The sequence below is a fragment of the Vibrio sp. V09_P4A23P171 genome, assembly GCF_963875615.1.
Classification (GTDB): domain Bacteria; phylum Pseudomonadota; class Gammaproteobacteria; order Enterobacterales; family Vibrionaceae; genus Vibrio; species Vibrio anguillarum.
Window position 1 is genome coordinate 247,221 of the sequence record NZ_CAWNMR010000033.1, and the last position, 15,780, is coordinate 263,000.

At 46.7% G+C, this 15,780-nt stretch carries 19 protein-coding genes; 2 read left to right on the plus strand and 17 right to left on the minus strand.

Translation table 11 applies throughout. The annotated features are described in order from the left end of the window. Positions 1 to 104: 104 nt before the first annotated feature. The 3 genes from AACT23_RS11760 to AACT23_RS11770 form a co-directional block, all read right to left on the minus strand. Entirely contained in the window at positions 105 to 629 is a 525-nt protein-coding gene (locus AACT23_RS11760) for an NADPH-dependent FMN reductase (RefSeq protein WP_026027294.1), read from the minus strand. 117 nt (positions 630 to 746) lie between these two features. After that, positions 747 to 1,010, minus strand: a complete 264-nt coding sequence (locus AACT23_RS11765; RefSeq protein WP_013856329.1) for a YfcL family protein — start codon at positions 1,008 to 1,010, stop codon at positions 747 to 749. A gap of 32 nt (positions 1,011 to 1,042) precedes the next feature. After that, the gene (locus tag AACT23_RS11770) at positions 1,043 to 1,573 is read right to left on the minus strand and encodes an elongation factor P hydroxylase (protein WP_017045732.1); all 531 of its coding nucleotides are present in this window, start codon (positions 1,571 to 1,573) and stop codon (positions 1,043 to 1,045) included. A gap of 234 nt (positions 1,574 to 1,807) precedes the next feature. Between AACT23_RS11770 and AACT23_RS11775 the strand changes: the two genes are divergently transcribed. Continuing rightward, complete coding sequence (locus tag AACT23_RS11775) at positions 1,808 to 2,431, plus strand: trimeric intracellular cation channel family protein (protein ID WP_026027295.1); 624 nt, start codon at positions 1,808 to 1,810, stop codon at positions 2,429 to 2,431. A 166-nt stretch (positions 2,432 to 2,597) separates the two neighbouring features. On the opposite strand, the gene aroC is transcribed toward AACT23_RS11775, so the two are convergent. Continuing rightward, positions 2,598 to 3,683 (minus strand): chorismate synthase, encoded by a 1,086-nt coding sequence (aroC, locus tag AACT23_RS11780; protein WP_026028357.1) that lies wholly within the window; start codon positions 3,681 to 3,683, stop codon positions 2,598 to 2,600. 184 nt (positions 3,684 to 3,867) lie between these two features. Then, entirely contained in the window at positions 3,868 to 4,800 is a 933-nt protein-coding gene (gene prmB / locus AACT23_RS11785; protein ID WP_013856325.1) for a 50S ribosomal protein L3 N(5)-glutamine methyltransferase, read from the minus strand. Between the two features lie 63 nt (positions 4,801 to 4,863). Between prmB and smrB the strand changes: the two genes are divergently transcribed. Continuing rightward, positions 4,864 to 5,394: an endonuclease SmrB gene (gene smrB / locus AACT23_RS11790; RefSeq protein ID WP_013856324.1), complete on the plus strand. Its 531-nt coding sequence runs from the start codon at positions 4,864 to 4,866 to the stop codon at positions 5,392 to 5,394. A gap of 56 nt (positions 5,395 to 5,450) precedes the next feature. Here the strand turns inward: smrB and flhB are convergent, their stop codons facing one another. From flhB to fliH, 12 genes are all read right to left on the minus strand, one after another. Further along, positions 5,451 to 6,581: a flagellar biosynthesis protein FlhB gene (gene flhB / locus AACT23_RS11795; protein ID WP_017042734.1), complete on the minus strand. Its 1,131-nt coding sequence runs from the start codon at positions 6,579 to 6,581 to the stop codon at positions 5,451 to 5,453. A gap of 9 nt (positions 6,582 to 6,590) precedes the next feature. Beyond that, positions 6,591 to 7,373, minus strand: coding sequence for a flagellar biosynthetic protein FliR (gene fliR / locus AACT23_RS11800; RefSeq protein WP_094124522.1), 783 nt, complete (start codon positions 7,371 to 7,373; stop codon positions 6,591 to 6,593). A gap of 8 nt (positions 7,374 to 7,381) precedes the next feature. After that, entirely contained in the window at positions 7,382 to 7,651 is a 270-nt protein-coding gene (gene fliQ / locus AACT23_RS11805; protein ID WP_013856321.1) for a flagellar biosynthesis protein FliQ, read from the minus strand. Positions 7,652 to 7,662: 11 nt separating this feature from the next. After that, positions 7,663 to 8,502 (minus strand): flagellar type III secretion system pore protein FliP, encoded by an 840-nt coding sequence (gene fliP / locus AACT23_RS11810; RefSeq protein ID WP_017048873.1) that lies wholly within the window; start codon positions 8,500 to 8,502, stop codon positions 7,663 to 7,665. Positions 8,503 to 8,548: 46 nt separating this feature from the next. After that, positions 8,549 to 8,929 (minus strand): flagellar biosynthetic protein FliO, encoded by a 381-nt coding sequence (gene fliO / locus AACT23_RS11815; RefSeq protein ID WP_013856319.1) that lies wholly within the window; start codon positions 8,927 to 8,929, stop codon positions 8,549 to 8,551. A 33-nt stretch (positions 8,930 to 8,962) separates the two neighbouring features. After that, entirely contained in the window at positions 8,963 to 9,373 is a 411-nt protein-coding gene (gene fliN / locus AACT23_RS11820; RefSeq protein ID WP_010318705.1) for a flagellar motor switch protein FliN, read from the minus strand. A 17-nt stretch (positions 9,374 to 9,390) separates the two neighbouring features. Beyond that, the gene (fliM, locus tag AACT23_RS11825) at positions 9,391 to 10,443 is read right to left on the minus strand and encodes a flagellar motor switch protein FliM (RefSeq protein WP_013856317.1); all 1,053 of its coding nucleotides are present in this window, start codon (positions 10,441 to 10,443) and stop codon (positions 9,391 to 9,393) included. Positions 10,444 to 10,450: 7 nt separating this feature from the next. After that, positions 10,451 to 10,948 carry a flagellar basal body-associated protein FliL gene (fliL, locus tag AACT23_RS11830; RefSeq protein ID WP_013856316.1) on the minus strand — a complete coding sequence of 166 codons (498 nt, stop codon included), beginning with the start codon at positions 10,946 to 10,948 and terminating at the stop codon, positions 10,451 to 10,453. A 33-nt stretch (positions 10,949 to 10,981) separates the two neighbouring features. Beyond that, a complete protein-coding gene (locus AACT23_RS11835) occupies positions 10,982 to 13,033 on the minus strand; it encodes a flagellar hook-length control protein FliK (RefSeq protein ID WP_094129052.1) in 2,052 nt (683 codons plus the stop codon). A 156-nt stretch (positions 13,034 to 13,189) separates the two neighbouring features. Then, positions 13,190 to 13,642, minus strand: coding sequence for a flagellar export protein FliJ (gene fliJ / locus AACT23_RS11840; protein WP_010318709.1), 453 nt, complete (start codon positions 13,640 to 13,642; stop codon positions 13,190 to 13,192). Positions 13,643 to 13,645: 3 nt separating this feature from the next. Then, positions 13,646 to 14,968, minus strand: coding sequence for a flagellar protein export ATPase FliI (gene fliI / locus AACT23_RS11845; protein ID WP_013856312.1), 1,323 nt, complete (start codon positions 14,966 to 14,968; stop codon positions 13,646 to 13,648). Then, on the minus strand, positions 14,968 to 15,771 hold the full coding sequence (fliH, locus tag AACT23_RS11850; protein ID WP_013856311.1) for a flagellar assembly protein FliH: 804 nt from the start codon (positions 15,769 to 15,771) through the stop codon (positions 14,968 to 14,970). Before fliH ends, fliI begins: the two co-directional genes overlap by 1 nt. Positions 15,772 to 15,780 lie beyond the last annotated feature (9 nt).

Genomic DNA, 15,780 nt, shown 5'->3' on the forward strand with positions numbered 1-15,780 from the left:
AGAAAAAAGCCTTACTTATCCAGCAAGGCTTTTTTAATGCTCACTTTTTCACGCGAAAAGCCGTGAAACTTAACGTGAGACGAACTTAAAACGAGACACGAAAGCTATACGAGCTTCGCAACCGCGTCTTTCAATTGTGCCGCCACTTCTGGGTTAGTCACTTGACCCGTAGCCAAGTCAAAATTGTCATAAAAACTCGGTACCGAGACAGACGCTTTTACATTACCACCAAAATAAGGAGCAGAATTATTTGCCGCCGCCAAAACCGATTGCGCGCCACCAGGACCAGGAGAGCTGGCTAGGTAAACAGCAGGTTTACCTTTGAATAGTTCACGGTCAATGCGTGTTGCCCAGTCAAATAAATTTTTGTACGCCGCTGGGTAGTGACCATTATGCTCAGCAAAAGAGATAACAAACGCATCCGCTTGAGCAAGATCACGCAGAAAAGCTTGAGCGCCTTCGGCTTGACCAAGCTCTTTTTCAAGATCTTCGCTAAACATAGGAACGGTATAGTTGTTAATATCAAGCACCACCACGTCTGCACCTTCAATGAGGTGAGCGGTGTAAGTGGCCAATGCTTTATTGATTGAAGTTGAGCTGTTTGATGCTCCAAATGCGATGACTTTCATGGTGTTGCCCTTGTGTGTTCGAATATGGCTTAAGCATAGCGATCGCACAAATTAACAACAACCATAAAAATTTTACGGACTCATTCAAAGAATTCGAATGAGTTAAGTGTGGTCACCTTAAGCTTGGTTGTGAAGCTCGGTCCATAAATCGAACACAATCACGCGGTCTGCAGGCGTAAGCTCTGTGCGCGCTTGCTCTAGGCTTTGCTCAATTCGTGCTTTAAACAGAGATAGATCGTCAATTCCTTCATCTTCACACGCGGCTGCAGACAAAGAAATATGACCTCGCAAATAACCACCCGCAAACAATTCATCGTCCGATGCCGTCGCAATACGTGCATCAATCATTTCCAGCAGTTTTTCTTCAAATCCAATAATCATACAACTCTCATTTTCTCTTATTATTTAGCTAGTTACCTGATAATAAAGTGCTCTAGCCTTAATTCTGTCGTACCATAAAAAGCACGTAATGCATCTGACAGCATCTTCACTCGGGGTGGAAGTCCAACCTGTAAGATAGCGACTACCTCACGATGTACCTGAGTCATAAAGGCGATACGGTCTGGTTCAAAATCGCCATGTAGGTTGTCACAACTCACAGTAAAAGGAAAGCCAGCACTGACCGATAAAATCCACTCATACGCTTGAGGGCGAACCTCTACTTTTTCAAATTCGGCTTGAACTTGCGCGGTTCGCCCGTCTGGTTGATACCAATAGCCAAAATCTTCCATCAATCGCCGTTCAGGGCCGGCGACACACCAATGCGCGATTTCGTGCAGTGCCGAGGCAAAGAAGCCTCGTGCGAAAATGATGCGGTGATGATTGATTTGCGCATCAGCAGGCAAGTAAATCGGCTCATCACCACCGAGCTCTAAACGCGTATTGAATGGCTCAAAAAAAGTGTCATTGAACAGGGAGATCAAGTCTTGGTATTGATGTGTCATCGCTCAGTCATGCAGGCAAAAATTTCTCAACGCATTCTCTTATTTTTCTGTAGTCAGGTAAAGCCATTCAATCGCCCCACTTCATTAGTTTTATTAATCGGTCAAACGGTTTCTTGGCATAAAATCTCATTCGCCATCGCCTGACTTTACTACTACACTTGCGCCTCCATTTTTAAGTTCAACCGCTTTCTCGGTTCTTATATACCTAAGGAAGTGCTGTCGGAGTACCGCATTATGTTGCTCAGTGTTTTATATATTATTGGTATTACTGCCGAAGCGATGACTGGCGCATTGAGTGCAGGCCGTCGAAAAATGGATTGGTTCGGTGTGATGTTAGTAGCGAGTGCCACTGCGATTGGAGGCGGTACGGTGAGGGATATTTTACTCGGCCATTATCCGCTAGGTTGGGTGAAGAATCCGGAGTTTTTAGCCATTACCTGTATCGCAGGCGTTCTCACCACAGGCTTAGCTAAATGGGTAATCAAACTCAAAGGGTTGTTCATTCGTTTAGATGCATTGGGGCTAATTGTGTTCAGTATCATAGGCACAAAAGTCGCAATGGGCATGGGGTTGCATCCCGGCATTTGTATGGTTTCTGCGTTGGTCACTGGGGTGTTTGGTGGGTTATTACGCGATTTAATCTGCAGACAAACCCCACTGGTACTGCATGAAGAACTCTACGCTTCGGTTTCATTAGTCGCTTCAGGGCTTTATTTAACCTTGCTCGCATTCGGCATCAATGATGTCACCAGCACGATAGTAACGCTTATTGTGGGTTATTTATTGCGTATGGCGGCAGTGCGTTTTAAATGGCGTTTGCCTTCTTTCCAGCTTGATGCTGAAAATCAGATTCATTAGCCATAATCCGATGTTAGATATTCCGATGTTAGATATTTGGTTAGTTAGCTGACTTGTTTCGATAAAAAATTCATTCAGCCGCGGAAATTAGCCAAACAGAAAATTGATTAAAACAAAAGCGCCCTAACAAGAAGGGCGCTTTTCATTTTAATTCGGTTATGCTGGATTAGATTTTAGGCGTTTCGGTTTGAACCGCAAAATTCTGCCCGCGATGACGAAGTAAGTGGTCCATCAACACAATCGCCAGCATTGCTTCGGCAATGGGCACGGCGCGAATACCAACGCAAGGATCATGGCGACCTTTCGTGATAAGTTGTGTGGGTTCACCCGTGCGAGTAATGGTATCGCCAGGTACTGTAATACTTGACGTGGGTTTAAGTGCAATACTGGCAACAATATCTTGTCCAGTCGAAATACCGCCTAAAATACCGCCAGCATGATTTGAGCGAAAGCCGTTCGGTGTTAGAGGATCTCGATGCTGGCTGCCTTTTTGCTGCACGACATCAAAACCGTCACCAATCTCTACCCCTTTCACCGCATTAATGCTCATCAAAGCATGCGCAATATCCGCATCTAGACGATCAAATACCGGCTCACCTAAACCAACAGGCAGGTTGGTCGCGACAACTTGAATTTTTGCACCGATCGAATCACCTTCTTTTTTCAAATCACGGATCAGTTGGTCGAATGCCGCCACTTTGTCTGCATCTGGACAGAAAAAGGCGTTATTCTCAATTTCATTCCAATCCACTTTATCGATACAAACATCACCCATTTGTGACAAGTAAGCGCGAATTTCAACCCCAAATTCTTGTTTGAGATATTTCTTCGCAATGGCTCCCGCTGCCACTCGCATCGCTGTCTCTCGTGCTGATGAACGGCCACCACCACGATAGTCGCGAATGCCATATTTTTGGTGGTAGGTATAATCGGCATGACCGGGGCGAAACTTGTCTTTAATGTCTGAATAATCGGTTGAACGTTGGTCGGTATTTTCAATTAATAGACCGATCGATGTACCAGTGGTTTTCCCCTCAAATACACCAGAAAGAATTTTGACTTCATCCGCTTCACGGCGCTGCGTTGTATAGCGAGATGTGCCAGGACGGCGACGATCTAGGTCTATCTGTAAGTCAGCTTCTGTAATTTCTAAGCCCGGAGGGCATCCGTCGACGATACATCCTAGTGCGATACCGTGACTTTCTCCGAATGTCATCACCCGAAAATGTTGTCCGATACTGTTTCCTGCCATTACTTCCTCAATATTGATGACACAGAGCGACATGCTCCCTATCACCGCTTCATTCTATTGTTCGTGGATTCATAGTGGCTTTATTACGAAATGATGTAAAGCCCCAAAATAAAGCAATGTGTATTTTTCTAATGGATAAAAAAACGCCAGCACTGTGGCTGGCGTTTTTGTTGTGCGTACGGCATTAGTCGATATAAAGCGCAAAGTCGCTAGCGCAATCAACCAACTGCTGGCGAGTCAGCATGAATACGCCATGCCCACCATTTTCAAACTCAAGCCAAGTAAACGGAATGTGGTCGTATTGGTTCATCATATGCACCATCGAATTGCCCACTTCACAGATCAAAATACCGTTATCAGTGAGGTACCCCGCCGCATTGGCCAAAATACGACGCACCAATTTCAAACCATCGGTACCGGCGGCTAAGCCGAGTTCTGGTTCGTGTTTGAACTCTTTGGGCAAACTATTCATATCTTCTTGATCCACATACGGTGGATTCGACACGATTAGGTCATATTTCTCTTTTGGCAAATCACGGAATAGATCGGAACGGATCGGGAAAACTTGTTGCTCCATACCGTGATCTTGAATATTTTGCTCTGCCACTTGCAGTGCGTCGGTTGAGATATCAATCGCATCCACTTCAGCATCAGGGAAAGCGTGGGCGCACGCAATGGCGATGCAACCGCTGCCAGTACACAAATCCATAATGCGTACAGGCTCGTCGATCAACCAAGGTTGGAACTGCGCTTCAATCAATTCGCCAATCGGTGAACGTGGCACCAGTACTCGCTCATCCACATAAAACTCAAGGCCACAGAACCAGGCTTTATTGGTTAAATAGGCGATAGGAGTACGTTCATTAATGCGCTTAATCACCCGTTCAACAATACGCAGACGTTCGCTGCCTGTTAAACGAGAATTCAGTACATGCGGAGGAACATCAATCGGAAGATAGAGTGTCGGTAGGATTAGCTGAACGGCTTCATCCCACGCATTATCGGTCCCATGACCATAAAATAAGTTGGCGGCATTAAAACGGCTGACCGTCCAACGAATCATATCTTGAAGCGTGTGAAGTTCAGAAACCGCCTCTTCTACAAAAATCTTATCCAAAATTGCCTCCGAAAAGCGCTACAATACTGCCAATATCGATCTGTTAGAAAATGACCAAACCCAATGAGCCAAAAAGAGACCGAACACGATGACGCTTTCGACTTGTTTCGGGATGCAGTAAAGGGCGTTAAAAAGTTGCGACAGGATACCATAATCCAGCCGCCAAACAGAAACCCCAAACAAAAAGAAATCCGCCGTATTGCGCGGGAAGCCAGCGATACCGAATTTTATTTTTCCGATGAGTTTATACCAAAACTCAGCGATGAAGGCCCGACGCGCTATGCTCGTGATGATGTGTCGAAATATGAAGTTAAACGGTTAAGACGTGGCGTCTATGTGCCGGATGTGTTTTTGGATATGCACGGCATGACACAGCAAGAAGCGAAACGAGAACTAGGGGCGATGGTTGCTTATTGTGTGAAAGAAAATATTCACTGCGCTTGTGTCCAACATGGGATCGGTAAACACATTCTCAAACAAAAAGTTCCTCTCTGGCTCGCTCAACATCCTGATGTGATGGCATTTCATCAAGCCCCCCTTGAATTTGGCGGGCATGGCGCGGTATTGGTGCTGCTTTCTATTCCTGATAAGTGATTTAAACTGACGCTAACTTCAGCATTAACGCTTTTGCTCCAGCATAACGATGAGGATTAATGTCGTAAATCCGGTGGAATCGGCATGTTATTTTCATCGAGTTTGGGTCTTTGGCCACCGCGTTTACGATACTGCTTAAGCTGAAAGACATAAGCCAGTACCTGCGCAACCGCCACGAAAAGCCCGTCGGGGATCTCCTGTTCAAGATCGGTTGTGTGATAAAGCGCTCGAGCCAAAGGCGGTGCGGGAATGATGTGTATATCATGCGCACGTGCTACTTCACGAATTTTCATCGCCATATGATCGACGCCTTTAGCCACCACAATCGGTGCTTTATCCGTATTTTGTTTATAGCGCAGCGCAACTGAGAAGTGTTCTGGGTTGGTGATGATTACATCCGCTTGTGGCACTTCCGCCATCATCCGCCGCTGGGCCGCTTCACGCTGCAACATCCGAATTCGGCCTTTAACCTCAGGTTTTCCTTCCGTATCTTTGTATTCGTCTTTTACTTCTTGCTTGGTCATTTTTAATTGGTCAGCGTGCTGCCAGATTTGGAATGGGATATCGATGGCGACCACGACCAATAAAGAACAACTGATCAGCAACACGAAGTTGAGTAAGATATCGAGCGCATGGAAAATATTTTGTGGATAGACATCCATGCTCAGTTGAAATAGATCTTCTTTCGATGCATTGATCAGATAAAAAGCAACGCCAGAAACAAGCAGTACTTTTAAAATGGACTTAAATAACTCAACCCAACTTTGCAAACCGAACATACGTTTTAAGCCACTGAGCGGGTTCATTTTGGAGGGCTTTGGCATCGCAGCTTCGACAGAAAAGTTAATTCCACCAATGCCAGCCGCGCCAATTAATGCAGCAATAAATAACGTGATTAAGATAAGCGAGAGTGGCAATACCAGGGTCGCAAGAGAACCAGCCGCAATATCAAACAACTTTCCGAGATCAAACACTTCTTCTCGGCTTAAGTTGAAGATTCGACCCATCAAAGCGTACAAGGCTCGGGCTAACGATTCGCCAAACCACATCAATGCAATCGCACCCACCACCAGTACCGAAACGGACGCTAACTCTTTTGAACGAGCGACTTGACCTTTTTTTCGCGCCTCGTCCAATCGCTTGGGCGTGGCGTCTTCGGTACGTTCTTGACCGTCTGACTCTGCCAAACGCGCCTCCTAACAGTTCATACGGATAAGGCGACAAATTTGTTGCTCGCCTTCTAACCAGAATAGTTCGTAGTGACTATACAGGCCGCCTAAAATATACCAACAGAGTAGCAAGCCGACCAAAAGTGCAAACGCAAAACCCAACGAGAAAATGTTGAGCTGAGGGGCTGCACGAGTCATCACACCAAATGATAAGTTGACGGTTAATAGCGCAATGATGCCAGAAAGAGACATACTCAGCGCCACTTTAAACATAATTCCCAGCCACAATGCGAGCTCACGAAAATCCACGGTCGTTAATGCCCCATCGCCAATAGGCAAGGTTTTGAAACTGAATACCACCAGTTGGATCATCTTTAAATGACCATCGGTTGCTAAGAAGAACAAGGTCGCTAAAAACATAAACAATTGACCAAGCAAAGGGGTGTTCTGCCCGTTTACGGGGTCGACCATTGAAGCAAAACCTAAGCTGGCTTGCATACCCAATATTTGGCCAAGCATAACAAAGGTTTGGATTATAAACTGGGTGATCATGCCCATTGCAACGCCAATAATAATCTGCTCAAAGGTGGTCAAAAAACCTTTAAATGAAAGTAGTTCAACGGTCTCTGAAACGACAGGAATCGCGGGCATCACGGCGAAGGTAATAGCCAAACCTAAGTAGAGCCGCACTCGGGTCGGAACAAAGCGGGCCCCAGTGACTGACATCACCATCAGCATGGCGGAAATACGAGTGTAGGGCCAAAAATAGCTAGCAATCCACTCTAAAACGAGGCTTGTTGGGTACTCCATTCAAGCTCCTAGTACAACACCTGTGGTAGCCGTTCAACGATAGAGAAGAAATACTCCATCAACATCTGCGTCATCCAATGGGCAAAGAACATCAGTGCTAGTAACGTCACAATGAGACGCGGTAAAAAGCTCAACGTCTGTTCGTTAATTGAGGTCGCGGCTTGGAAAATGGCGACCACTAAACCAATCAACAAACTCGGGATGATGATGGCGCACACCATGATAAGCACCATCCACAGTGCGTCTCGAAACAGCTCAACAAAGACTTCAGGAGTCATTCGCGCCCCCGCTATAAAGCAAAACTGCCGGCTAGCGTTGAGAGGATCAAGTTCCATCCATCCACTAGTACAAACAGCATGAGTTTAAAAGGCAGCGAGACGATCATCGGCGAAAGCATCATCATACCCATCGCCATCAAAACAGACGCCACCACTAAATCAATGATTAAAAAGGGTAAAAATAGCATAAAGCCGATTTGAAACGCCGTTTTTAGCTCCGAGGTGATGAACGCAGGGATCAGCACCGCCATCGAGACCTCTTCAGGATTGGTTGCGTCAGAGCCCGATATCTCAACAAAGGTTTCTAAATCTTTGACTCGCGTCTGTTTCAGCATGAAGGCTTTTAGTGGCTCTTGAGCCGTATCAAACGCTTGACGTGCCGTCATCTGCTCATTGAGATACGGCTGCACAGCTTGCTCATTAATGGCGTTGATGACTGGTGACATAATGAAAAAAGTGAGAAAAATAGCGATACCGATAATTACTTGGTTTGACGGCGTTTGTTGCAGGCCCATTGCCTGGCGCAAGATCGACATCACAATCACGATACGTGTAAAGGAAGTCATCAAAATGACCATGGCAGGCAAAAAACCCAACATGGTCATCAAGGCTAAAATTTGTAGATTGATCGAGTAATCTTGACTGCCATCTGGATTGGTCGTCATGGTAAATGCTGGAATACCGCCACCACCACTGACGCTACCAGCGGCTATCGTTTTAGAGGCGCCACTGTCTTTATTCATCGCCGTTACTGTCACCGTTTCTGCGCCTACGGCGCTGGAAGGAATTGGCGTGGCTAACTCTTGCTCTGAAAACGCAAACGGGGTAAACAATAATGCCACCAGCAACATAGAAAGATGCCATAGATGACCAAGGTAACCCAATGAGGCCGTGCGACTATTTCTTGTCATTTTTCTTTAGCAGCTGAGTCAGTTGACCGGCAAACGGACTGACCTCAGCCTCCTCCTGTTTGAGTGGGGCATCTAATTTGGCGATCAATTGGACGGATTGTGACGTGACTCCGACGAGAAATTGTTCTTCTCCCGCTTGCACAATAACGATACGCTCTTTAGTACCCACCGGCAGTTGACGTACAATGCTCAGCCCTTTTTGATTACCGAACGTGGGCACTCGCATGCGTTTTAACACCCAAGCCAAAAAGAGAATTAGCGCAATAACGAACAAAAGCGACCCGAAAGTGGTCGCTAAATCTAAGTGATCATTCGGCGCTGCCATCGCCTGGCTTGAACAGAGCAATAAACCGATCAGTTTTTTCATCCAAATACTTCTTTTTCGTAAACTGACGTTATGCTAACGCAGCTTTTTAATGCGCTCAGTCTGGCTGATTACATCGGTTAAACGAATACCGAATTTATCGTTAACCACTACCACTTCTCCATGAGCAATCAAGGTGCCGTTCACCATCACATCCAATGACTCACCCGCGATGCGATCAAGCTCAACCACCGAGCCTTGGTTCAATTGCAGTAAGTTACGAATGCTGATCTTCGAACGTCCCACTTCCATCGAAATGGTCACCGGAATGTCCATGATCGTATCAAGTTTGCGGCGCTCATCTTCGGTGATCGGTGGTGAAGTGTCTTTTAATTCATCAAGAGGCGCGGCCAGAATTTCATCTACATCAATACTAGGCGCGGATGGGTCTTCCCCTAATGCGGCTGCCCATTCGTCTGCCAATCTTTGGTCGTCACTTGGTTCCATCTTCGTTACCTACTCTATTATTCTTCGTTATCTTCTTCGTCATCATCTTCAAATTCAGACATGATGTCTTTGCCTAAAAAGGCGAGATCCGTTTTTACTACATCAGGGCGTTTAATTTTTTCAGAGACTTGAACCGCCAGTTTTTCACCAGAGCGGCCCATTTTCACTCGGTAAGTAGGCAGCTCTTCAACAAACATCGTTGCGTTTTTGGGCATTTTAATTGGGATGATATCGCCTACTTGTAGATCCATTAAGTCACGCAATGAAATGTCTTGTTCTAATAAATTGACTCGGAAATTGACGGGTACATCCATGATCTCTTCGCGCAGTGCAGAACTCCAACGCACATCGGTTTCCATTTTATCCGACTGGACACCCGCATCGAGTAACTCACGAATGGGTTCAACCATCGAATAAGGCATGACCACGTGGAAATCGCCGCCGCCGCCATCGACTTCGATATGAAACGAGCTCACTACGATCACTTCCGTTGGGCTGACGATGTTAGCCATACTTGGGTTCACTTCTGAATCCAAATATTCAAACTCAACGCCCATCACCGGTGACCAAGCTTCTTTGTAGTCACCGAAAACAATTTTTAACAGTAATTGAATGACACGTCGTTCTGTTGGCGTAAATTCGCGCCCTTCAATTCGAGCGTGGAAACGTCCATCGCCACCAAAAAAGTTTTCCACCAAAATGAAGACTAAACGCGCTTCCATCGTGACCAACGCGGTCCCTTTTAACGGACGAAAACGCACCATGTTCAAACTAGTCGGAACATAAAGCGTATTTTGGTATTCACCAAACTTCATCATCTGTACGCCGTTGATCGACACTTCAGCCGTTTTACGCAGCATGTTGAACAAACTAATACGCATGTGACGAGCAAAACGTTCGTTGATAAGCTCCAGCGTAGGCATGCGCCCACGGACGATACGGTCTTGTGAAGAGAAGTCAAAGTTAATCGCCGATTTATCGGCAACATCGTCATCGTCTTCCGCCTCATCAACACTGTCTACACCATGAAGCAGGGCATCAATTTCGTCTTGGCTTAATAAATCAGTCACTTCTCACCTACTGCATTACAAAATCGGTAAACAACACTTTTTCGATCACAGGTTGCCCAACCGCTTTAGTGAGTGCCGCTTTAATGTCATCGGTCGCCTTATCTCTCAGCTCAATTCGTCCGGTAGGGCTACGAAGCTGTTCCACAGTGGCAGACGCAAAAGTGGCCAGTAAAGAGCTTTCCACTAAAGGTGAATGGTAACGTGCAAGGCTTTCATTTTCTGAACCTCGCACCATCAACTGCACTTTGATTTGCACCAAACGATCTTTCTTATCACCCGTGACGTTAAACACAAACGGCTGTGCAATATTAACGTAAGCCACAGGATCCGTTGGCAAAGCTTGCTGCGCTGCGGGGGCTTGCTCACTCGTGGCTTCACCCTCATCTCCGCTCATCAAAAAGAAAGCTGCACCACCACCAAGCAGTAACACTACGGCAGCAATAATGATAATCAGCAGTTTTTTCTTCCCTTTGGGGGCTTCCGCGCCTAACTCTTCATCGGCCATAATGTTCTCTATGTCGTTATTTTTAATATTAGTTTAAGCGTAATAACTGATTCCATCACGCTTTGATGCGACATTCAAATCAAGTTTGACGTCTGTATCAAGGTTTTCTTCGTCTAAATAGCTTCCGTTGCGCGCCAATTGACCAGATTGAGCATCCCCGTCGGCAGTGTAGCGCGCTTGTTGCTGACCAGCGCTCTGTTGTTGGACAGAGGTCTCACCCAACTGCACACCTTGTTGTGCCAACATTTCTCGTAGCCTTGGCATAGATTGTTCAATCACATCACGTGCTTGATGGTTAGCGACCGTAAAATGAACCGTCGTATGATCACCATTCATATTCATACGAATTTGTAAACGCCCCAATTCCGGTGGATCTAAGCGAATATCGACATGTTTAAGGTTTTTCGACATCATCATTTGCAGCCGTTCCGCCATTTGCTCACTGGCCATTTCTCGGTTAAGCAACAAAGGAGGCTGTTGCGCGGCTTGCAAGTTGTCAGCACGGCTCTGCGTCGCGTTCAAACCATGTTGCCCCAAAGCACTCGAAAGCTGCTGCGCTAATGTGCCCTCTTTTTGCTCTTGAGCCGACCCTGCATCATTCACACCCGATAACGCTTTCGCGCCTAATCCGGCTTTGAATAGCGCGGGGTTGAGTGGCAATTCTGCATGGGTTGCAGCTGGTATCGCGGCCGCATTCGCTAACTGTTGTATTTGTACATTGGATAACTCATTGCTTGCTGTCACAAGAGGTGACGATGCTAGTGCGGCTTTATCTGCCGCCGCGGCAGCCTGCATGGTTTGAGATTGTTGCTGAGCTAAGGCTTGCTGAACAGAATGGGCTAATGAAACCGGCGTATTTTTACCCTTGAGGACCGTTTCACTTTGTGCCACGTCTAGAGGTAATGCTTGCCCTTCGGCAACAACTGTGTTCGCCCAAGGAATGGCAGCGGCAGTCAATAACGCCTCTGTGGGCAGTCCTTGCTGATCATTTTCCGAATCGGTTTGAGGTGTATTCGCTGATGGGGATGGGGAAAGTGGCAGCTTGCCCTCTGCTAAATTTGTCGTCAATTGTGAATCAAGTGCTTGCGCTTCAACCAAAGGTGATGGCTCTATGGGCATGGCGTTGTCACTTTTTGCCACCGCGTTAACTGCTGCATCGCCAACTTCAGTTGTGGCAAGTAAAGTGGCCTCATCTTCTATCGCTTGCGACAAAGCGCTTGCTTGCACTGACTTTGTATCTTGAGGCGGCTGAATGAATTTTCGGACTGATTCCGGCAGGATGAGTTCACCATTCTCTTCAGTCTCTGCGTTTAAGCTTGATGCCGTAGGTGAACCTTCCGCAGCGATCAAACGCTCTTTGCCCTGCTGAATAGGCAGCACACGCTCTGCATCTTGTTCCGTGATGTGCTGATCAGATAATGGAGCTTGCTCATTCACTGACGTCGGTGCTACTGGTTCAGTAGTGGGTTTAGCGAATGCATCCTGTGCTGATATTTGCGCAGCCGCTGGCGCTTTTTGCTCCACTTGATCCGAGGAGTCACCTGCGTTGTCGTCGATTTGCACGTCTACCGGATGAGTGTTTTGTGGCAAGGTTTTGCCGTTTTGGTCAGCAAGTGCTTGATTGGCGCTATTTAAACGGCCAAGGATTTCATCGCCATCGCTCATCACTTGCGCTGTTTTCTGCTGAAGAGCGGAGTCATCAACCTCTGCTGAAGGAGGTAATTGTGTTTGCACGGTAGCAAGATCAGCCTCTTCACTCAAGGCTTCACCAAGTTCTTTATCTAACAAGGCATCGCTACTTTGGGCTGCCACGTCATCGGTGAGCACAGCTCCCTCATCCAGCGCCTTAAAGTCGGTTTCTGCCGAAGATTCAGTGCTACGACCCATAATGAGGGCGGTCAGTTTTTCAAAAAAACCTTGAGATTCAGAACCTTCACTCACCGCATCAGAGCCTGCTTTACTCACGCTGGCCATTTTAGAGGTGTCGGATGGTGTTGTAATATTTACATTCATATCCATGATGCTCGCACTAAAAACAGAGGATGACGCGGATTCATTATTGGCCAGTAAGCCATGTTTCATCATTTTTTGACGATGGCGCTGTGGATTAACCTAATGAACTCCGTGATTAGTCAGAAGCAAGAAATGAGCCAAGCCTTCAATATCGATAAGAAAGTATGACACCCATCTTATTGGACACGTTGACGACTTGAGGCGTCAGTGACTTAAAACTTATTTTGATTAAAACTTATGTTGATTAGAACGTTGCCGACTAAAGAGCAGTGTAGAAAACTCATCCATCTGCTTCTGCTCTCGTTTATCTTGCAGACGTTGCGCTTCTATCTGTTTTTTTTCAATGAGCCATTCGTAAGAGCGTCGCTGTTTTCTCACTTCCATCCAATGCTCTTGGCAGTTCTCTACCTGATTTTTGAAGTGTTGTTCTGCATCTCTTTGTTTGACAAGGGTTTCATCTAACTGGGTAAGAAATCGGTTTAAGTGTCCATATTGGCTCGCCGTCAAACCCGACATGCCGCGCTCCATAAGCTGCTGACAATAATCCAGTCGGTATTGTTCAATCTGCGCCAACTGCTTGTAATAACTCTCTAGCTCATCACGCGATTTAGATAACGCCATCACGGCTTTTTCTTCTTTGTCTTTGGCTTGATCAAGCAGAAACTCGAGTGCGTTATCCATCGATTACCCCACTTGCAAAACGTGCTTGAGCATATTGACGCACATGTCGTAAGGAACCGAATCCTTCATCCCTTGCTGCAAATATTCATCCAGCCTAGGTTTTAGCGTAAATGCACTGTCAATCGCAGGGTCCGTCCCCGGCTTGTAAGCACCGATAGAGACGAGATCTTGATTTTTCCGGCAGATGGAGAGTATTTGACGCACCGCTTTCGACATCAACAGATGTTCATCGGTGGTGATTTGTGGCATAACACGGCTGACCGATTTCTCTACATCAATCGCTGGGTAATGTCCGGCATCGGCCATTTCACGTGATAAAACAATGTGACCATCAAGAATGGCTCGCGATGCATCAGCGATCGGGTCTTGTAGATCATCCCCTTCGGTGAGCACGGTAAAGAAAGCGGTAATCGATCCTTGGTGAGGACCGCCATTTCCCGCTCGTTCAACCAAGGCGGGCAGTTTAGCAAACACCGATGGCGGATAACCTTTTGTGGCTGGCGGCTCACCCACAGATAACGCAATTTCACGTTGCGCTTGGGCAAAACGAGTCAACGAGTCCATTAGTAGCAATACATCTAACCCTTGATCACGAAAGTATTCCGCAATCGCTAACGCGGTTTGACAGCCTTTTAAACGCATCAGCGGTGAGGAGTCCGCAGGCGCGGCTACTACAACTGAACGTTGACGTCCATCAACGCCTAAAATCTCTTCTATAAACTCTTTTACTTCGCGGCCACGCTCACCAATCAGCCCCACCACCACCACTTGAGCGGTTGTGCCACGAGTCATCATGCCAAGCGTTACCGACTTACCGACACCAGAACCGGCAAATAAACCAATCCGCTGCCCTTTACCCACCGTCAGTAAACCGTTAATCGCTTTTAGGCCAACGTCCAGAGGTTCTGTTATGGGTTTGCGAGCTAATGGATTGATGGGGTCAGCATTAAACGATGCGCGCTTTTCGGTATAAATAGGCCCCAGCCCATCGAGTGGATTACCGACACCATCAATCACCCGTCCAAGCAGCTCCATCCCGACTGGTAGGCCAGCATCCCCTGTCATTGGGGTAACTTTAGCTCCGGGCAGTACGCCTGTTATCTGTTCGCTGGGCATCAGATAGAGGTTATCGCCAGAAAAGCCAACCACTTCCGCTTCCATTTCTCCTGACATGGTTTCTACTTTACATAAGCTACCAATAGGAGCTTTACAACCGGTAGCCTCAAGGGTTAAACCAACCACACGGACCAGTTTGCCCGATGCCATTGGGCGGCAGGTTAACCCTTCGGTTTTATATTGACTAAGGCGATCGGCAAGAGACAACACTATTGATCACCTTGTTGGTGACGATTGGTGCCACAAAAACTTTTCAACACGCTACGAATACGATCTTCCATTCGATAATTCACACTCGATTCACCTGCTTCAATCTGGACGTCACCGCGATTTAATGCCGGCTCTTTAACTAATGTCCAGTTTCGGAAATCCAGCTCTTTTTCGCCATAAGCAGAATGAATCACTTCAACATCTTCTGGATGGAGTTTTAATGTGATGGCATGACCAGATACAGGCAGGGACTCAACCGACGATTTGACGGTATCTAAGATCACTTGCGGGTTGGTTTGTACCTCAACGTGAACGACTTCTTTGACCAAGGTTAAAACCATATCGACCAGCTGTTTTTCGACTTGGGCATTCATCAACTCTAGCGGTTGAGCAAATTGATTGGCAAGACCAACGAAAATATCAACCTGCTGCTGGATGAGGGTTTGCCCTTCAGCGACACCCTCGGTTTTGCCTTGCTCAACACCTTCTTGGTGTCCTGCAATCAGCCCTTCTTCTTTGCCTTTTTCATAACCTTGTTTGAATCCGGCTTCTTGGCCTTGGTGCAAACCTTCTTGATAAGCCCCTTGTTTGATCTGGCCAATCTCTTCTTCGCTGAGTTGCAGAGGCTCTTCAACCACAGGCTCATCAAAACTTGGCATCCAACCGGGGTCGTAGTTCATTGCCGTTTCTTTGGCTTTTTTATTGATCTCTGCGCCGTAGTCCGGCAACCCCCACTTTTTGGCTTGTTCAATATTAGCGTCTGCATCTAAACGTAAAAAGCCGCGTTTTCTTTCTCCAGACATAATGCTACC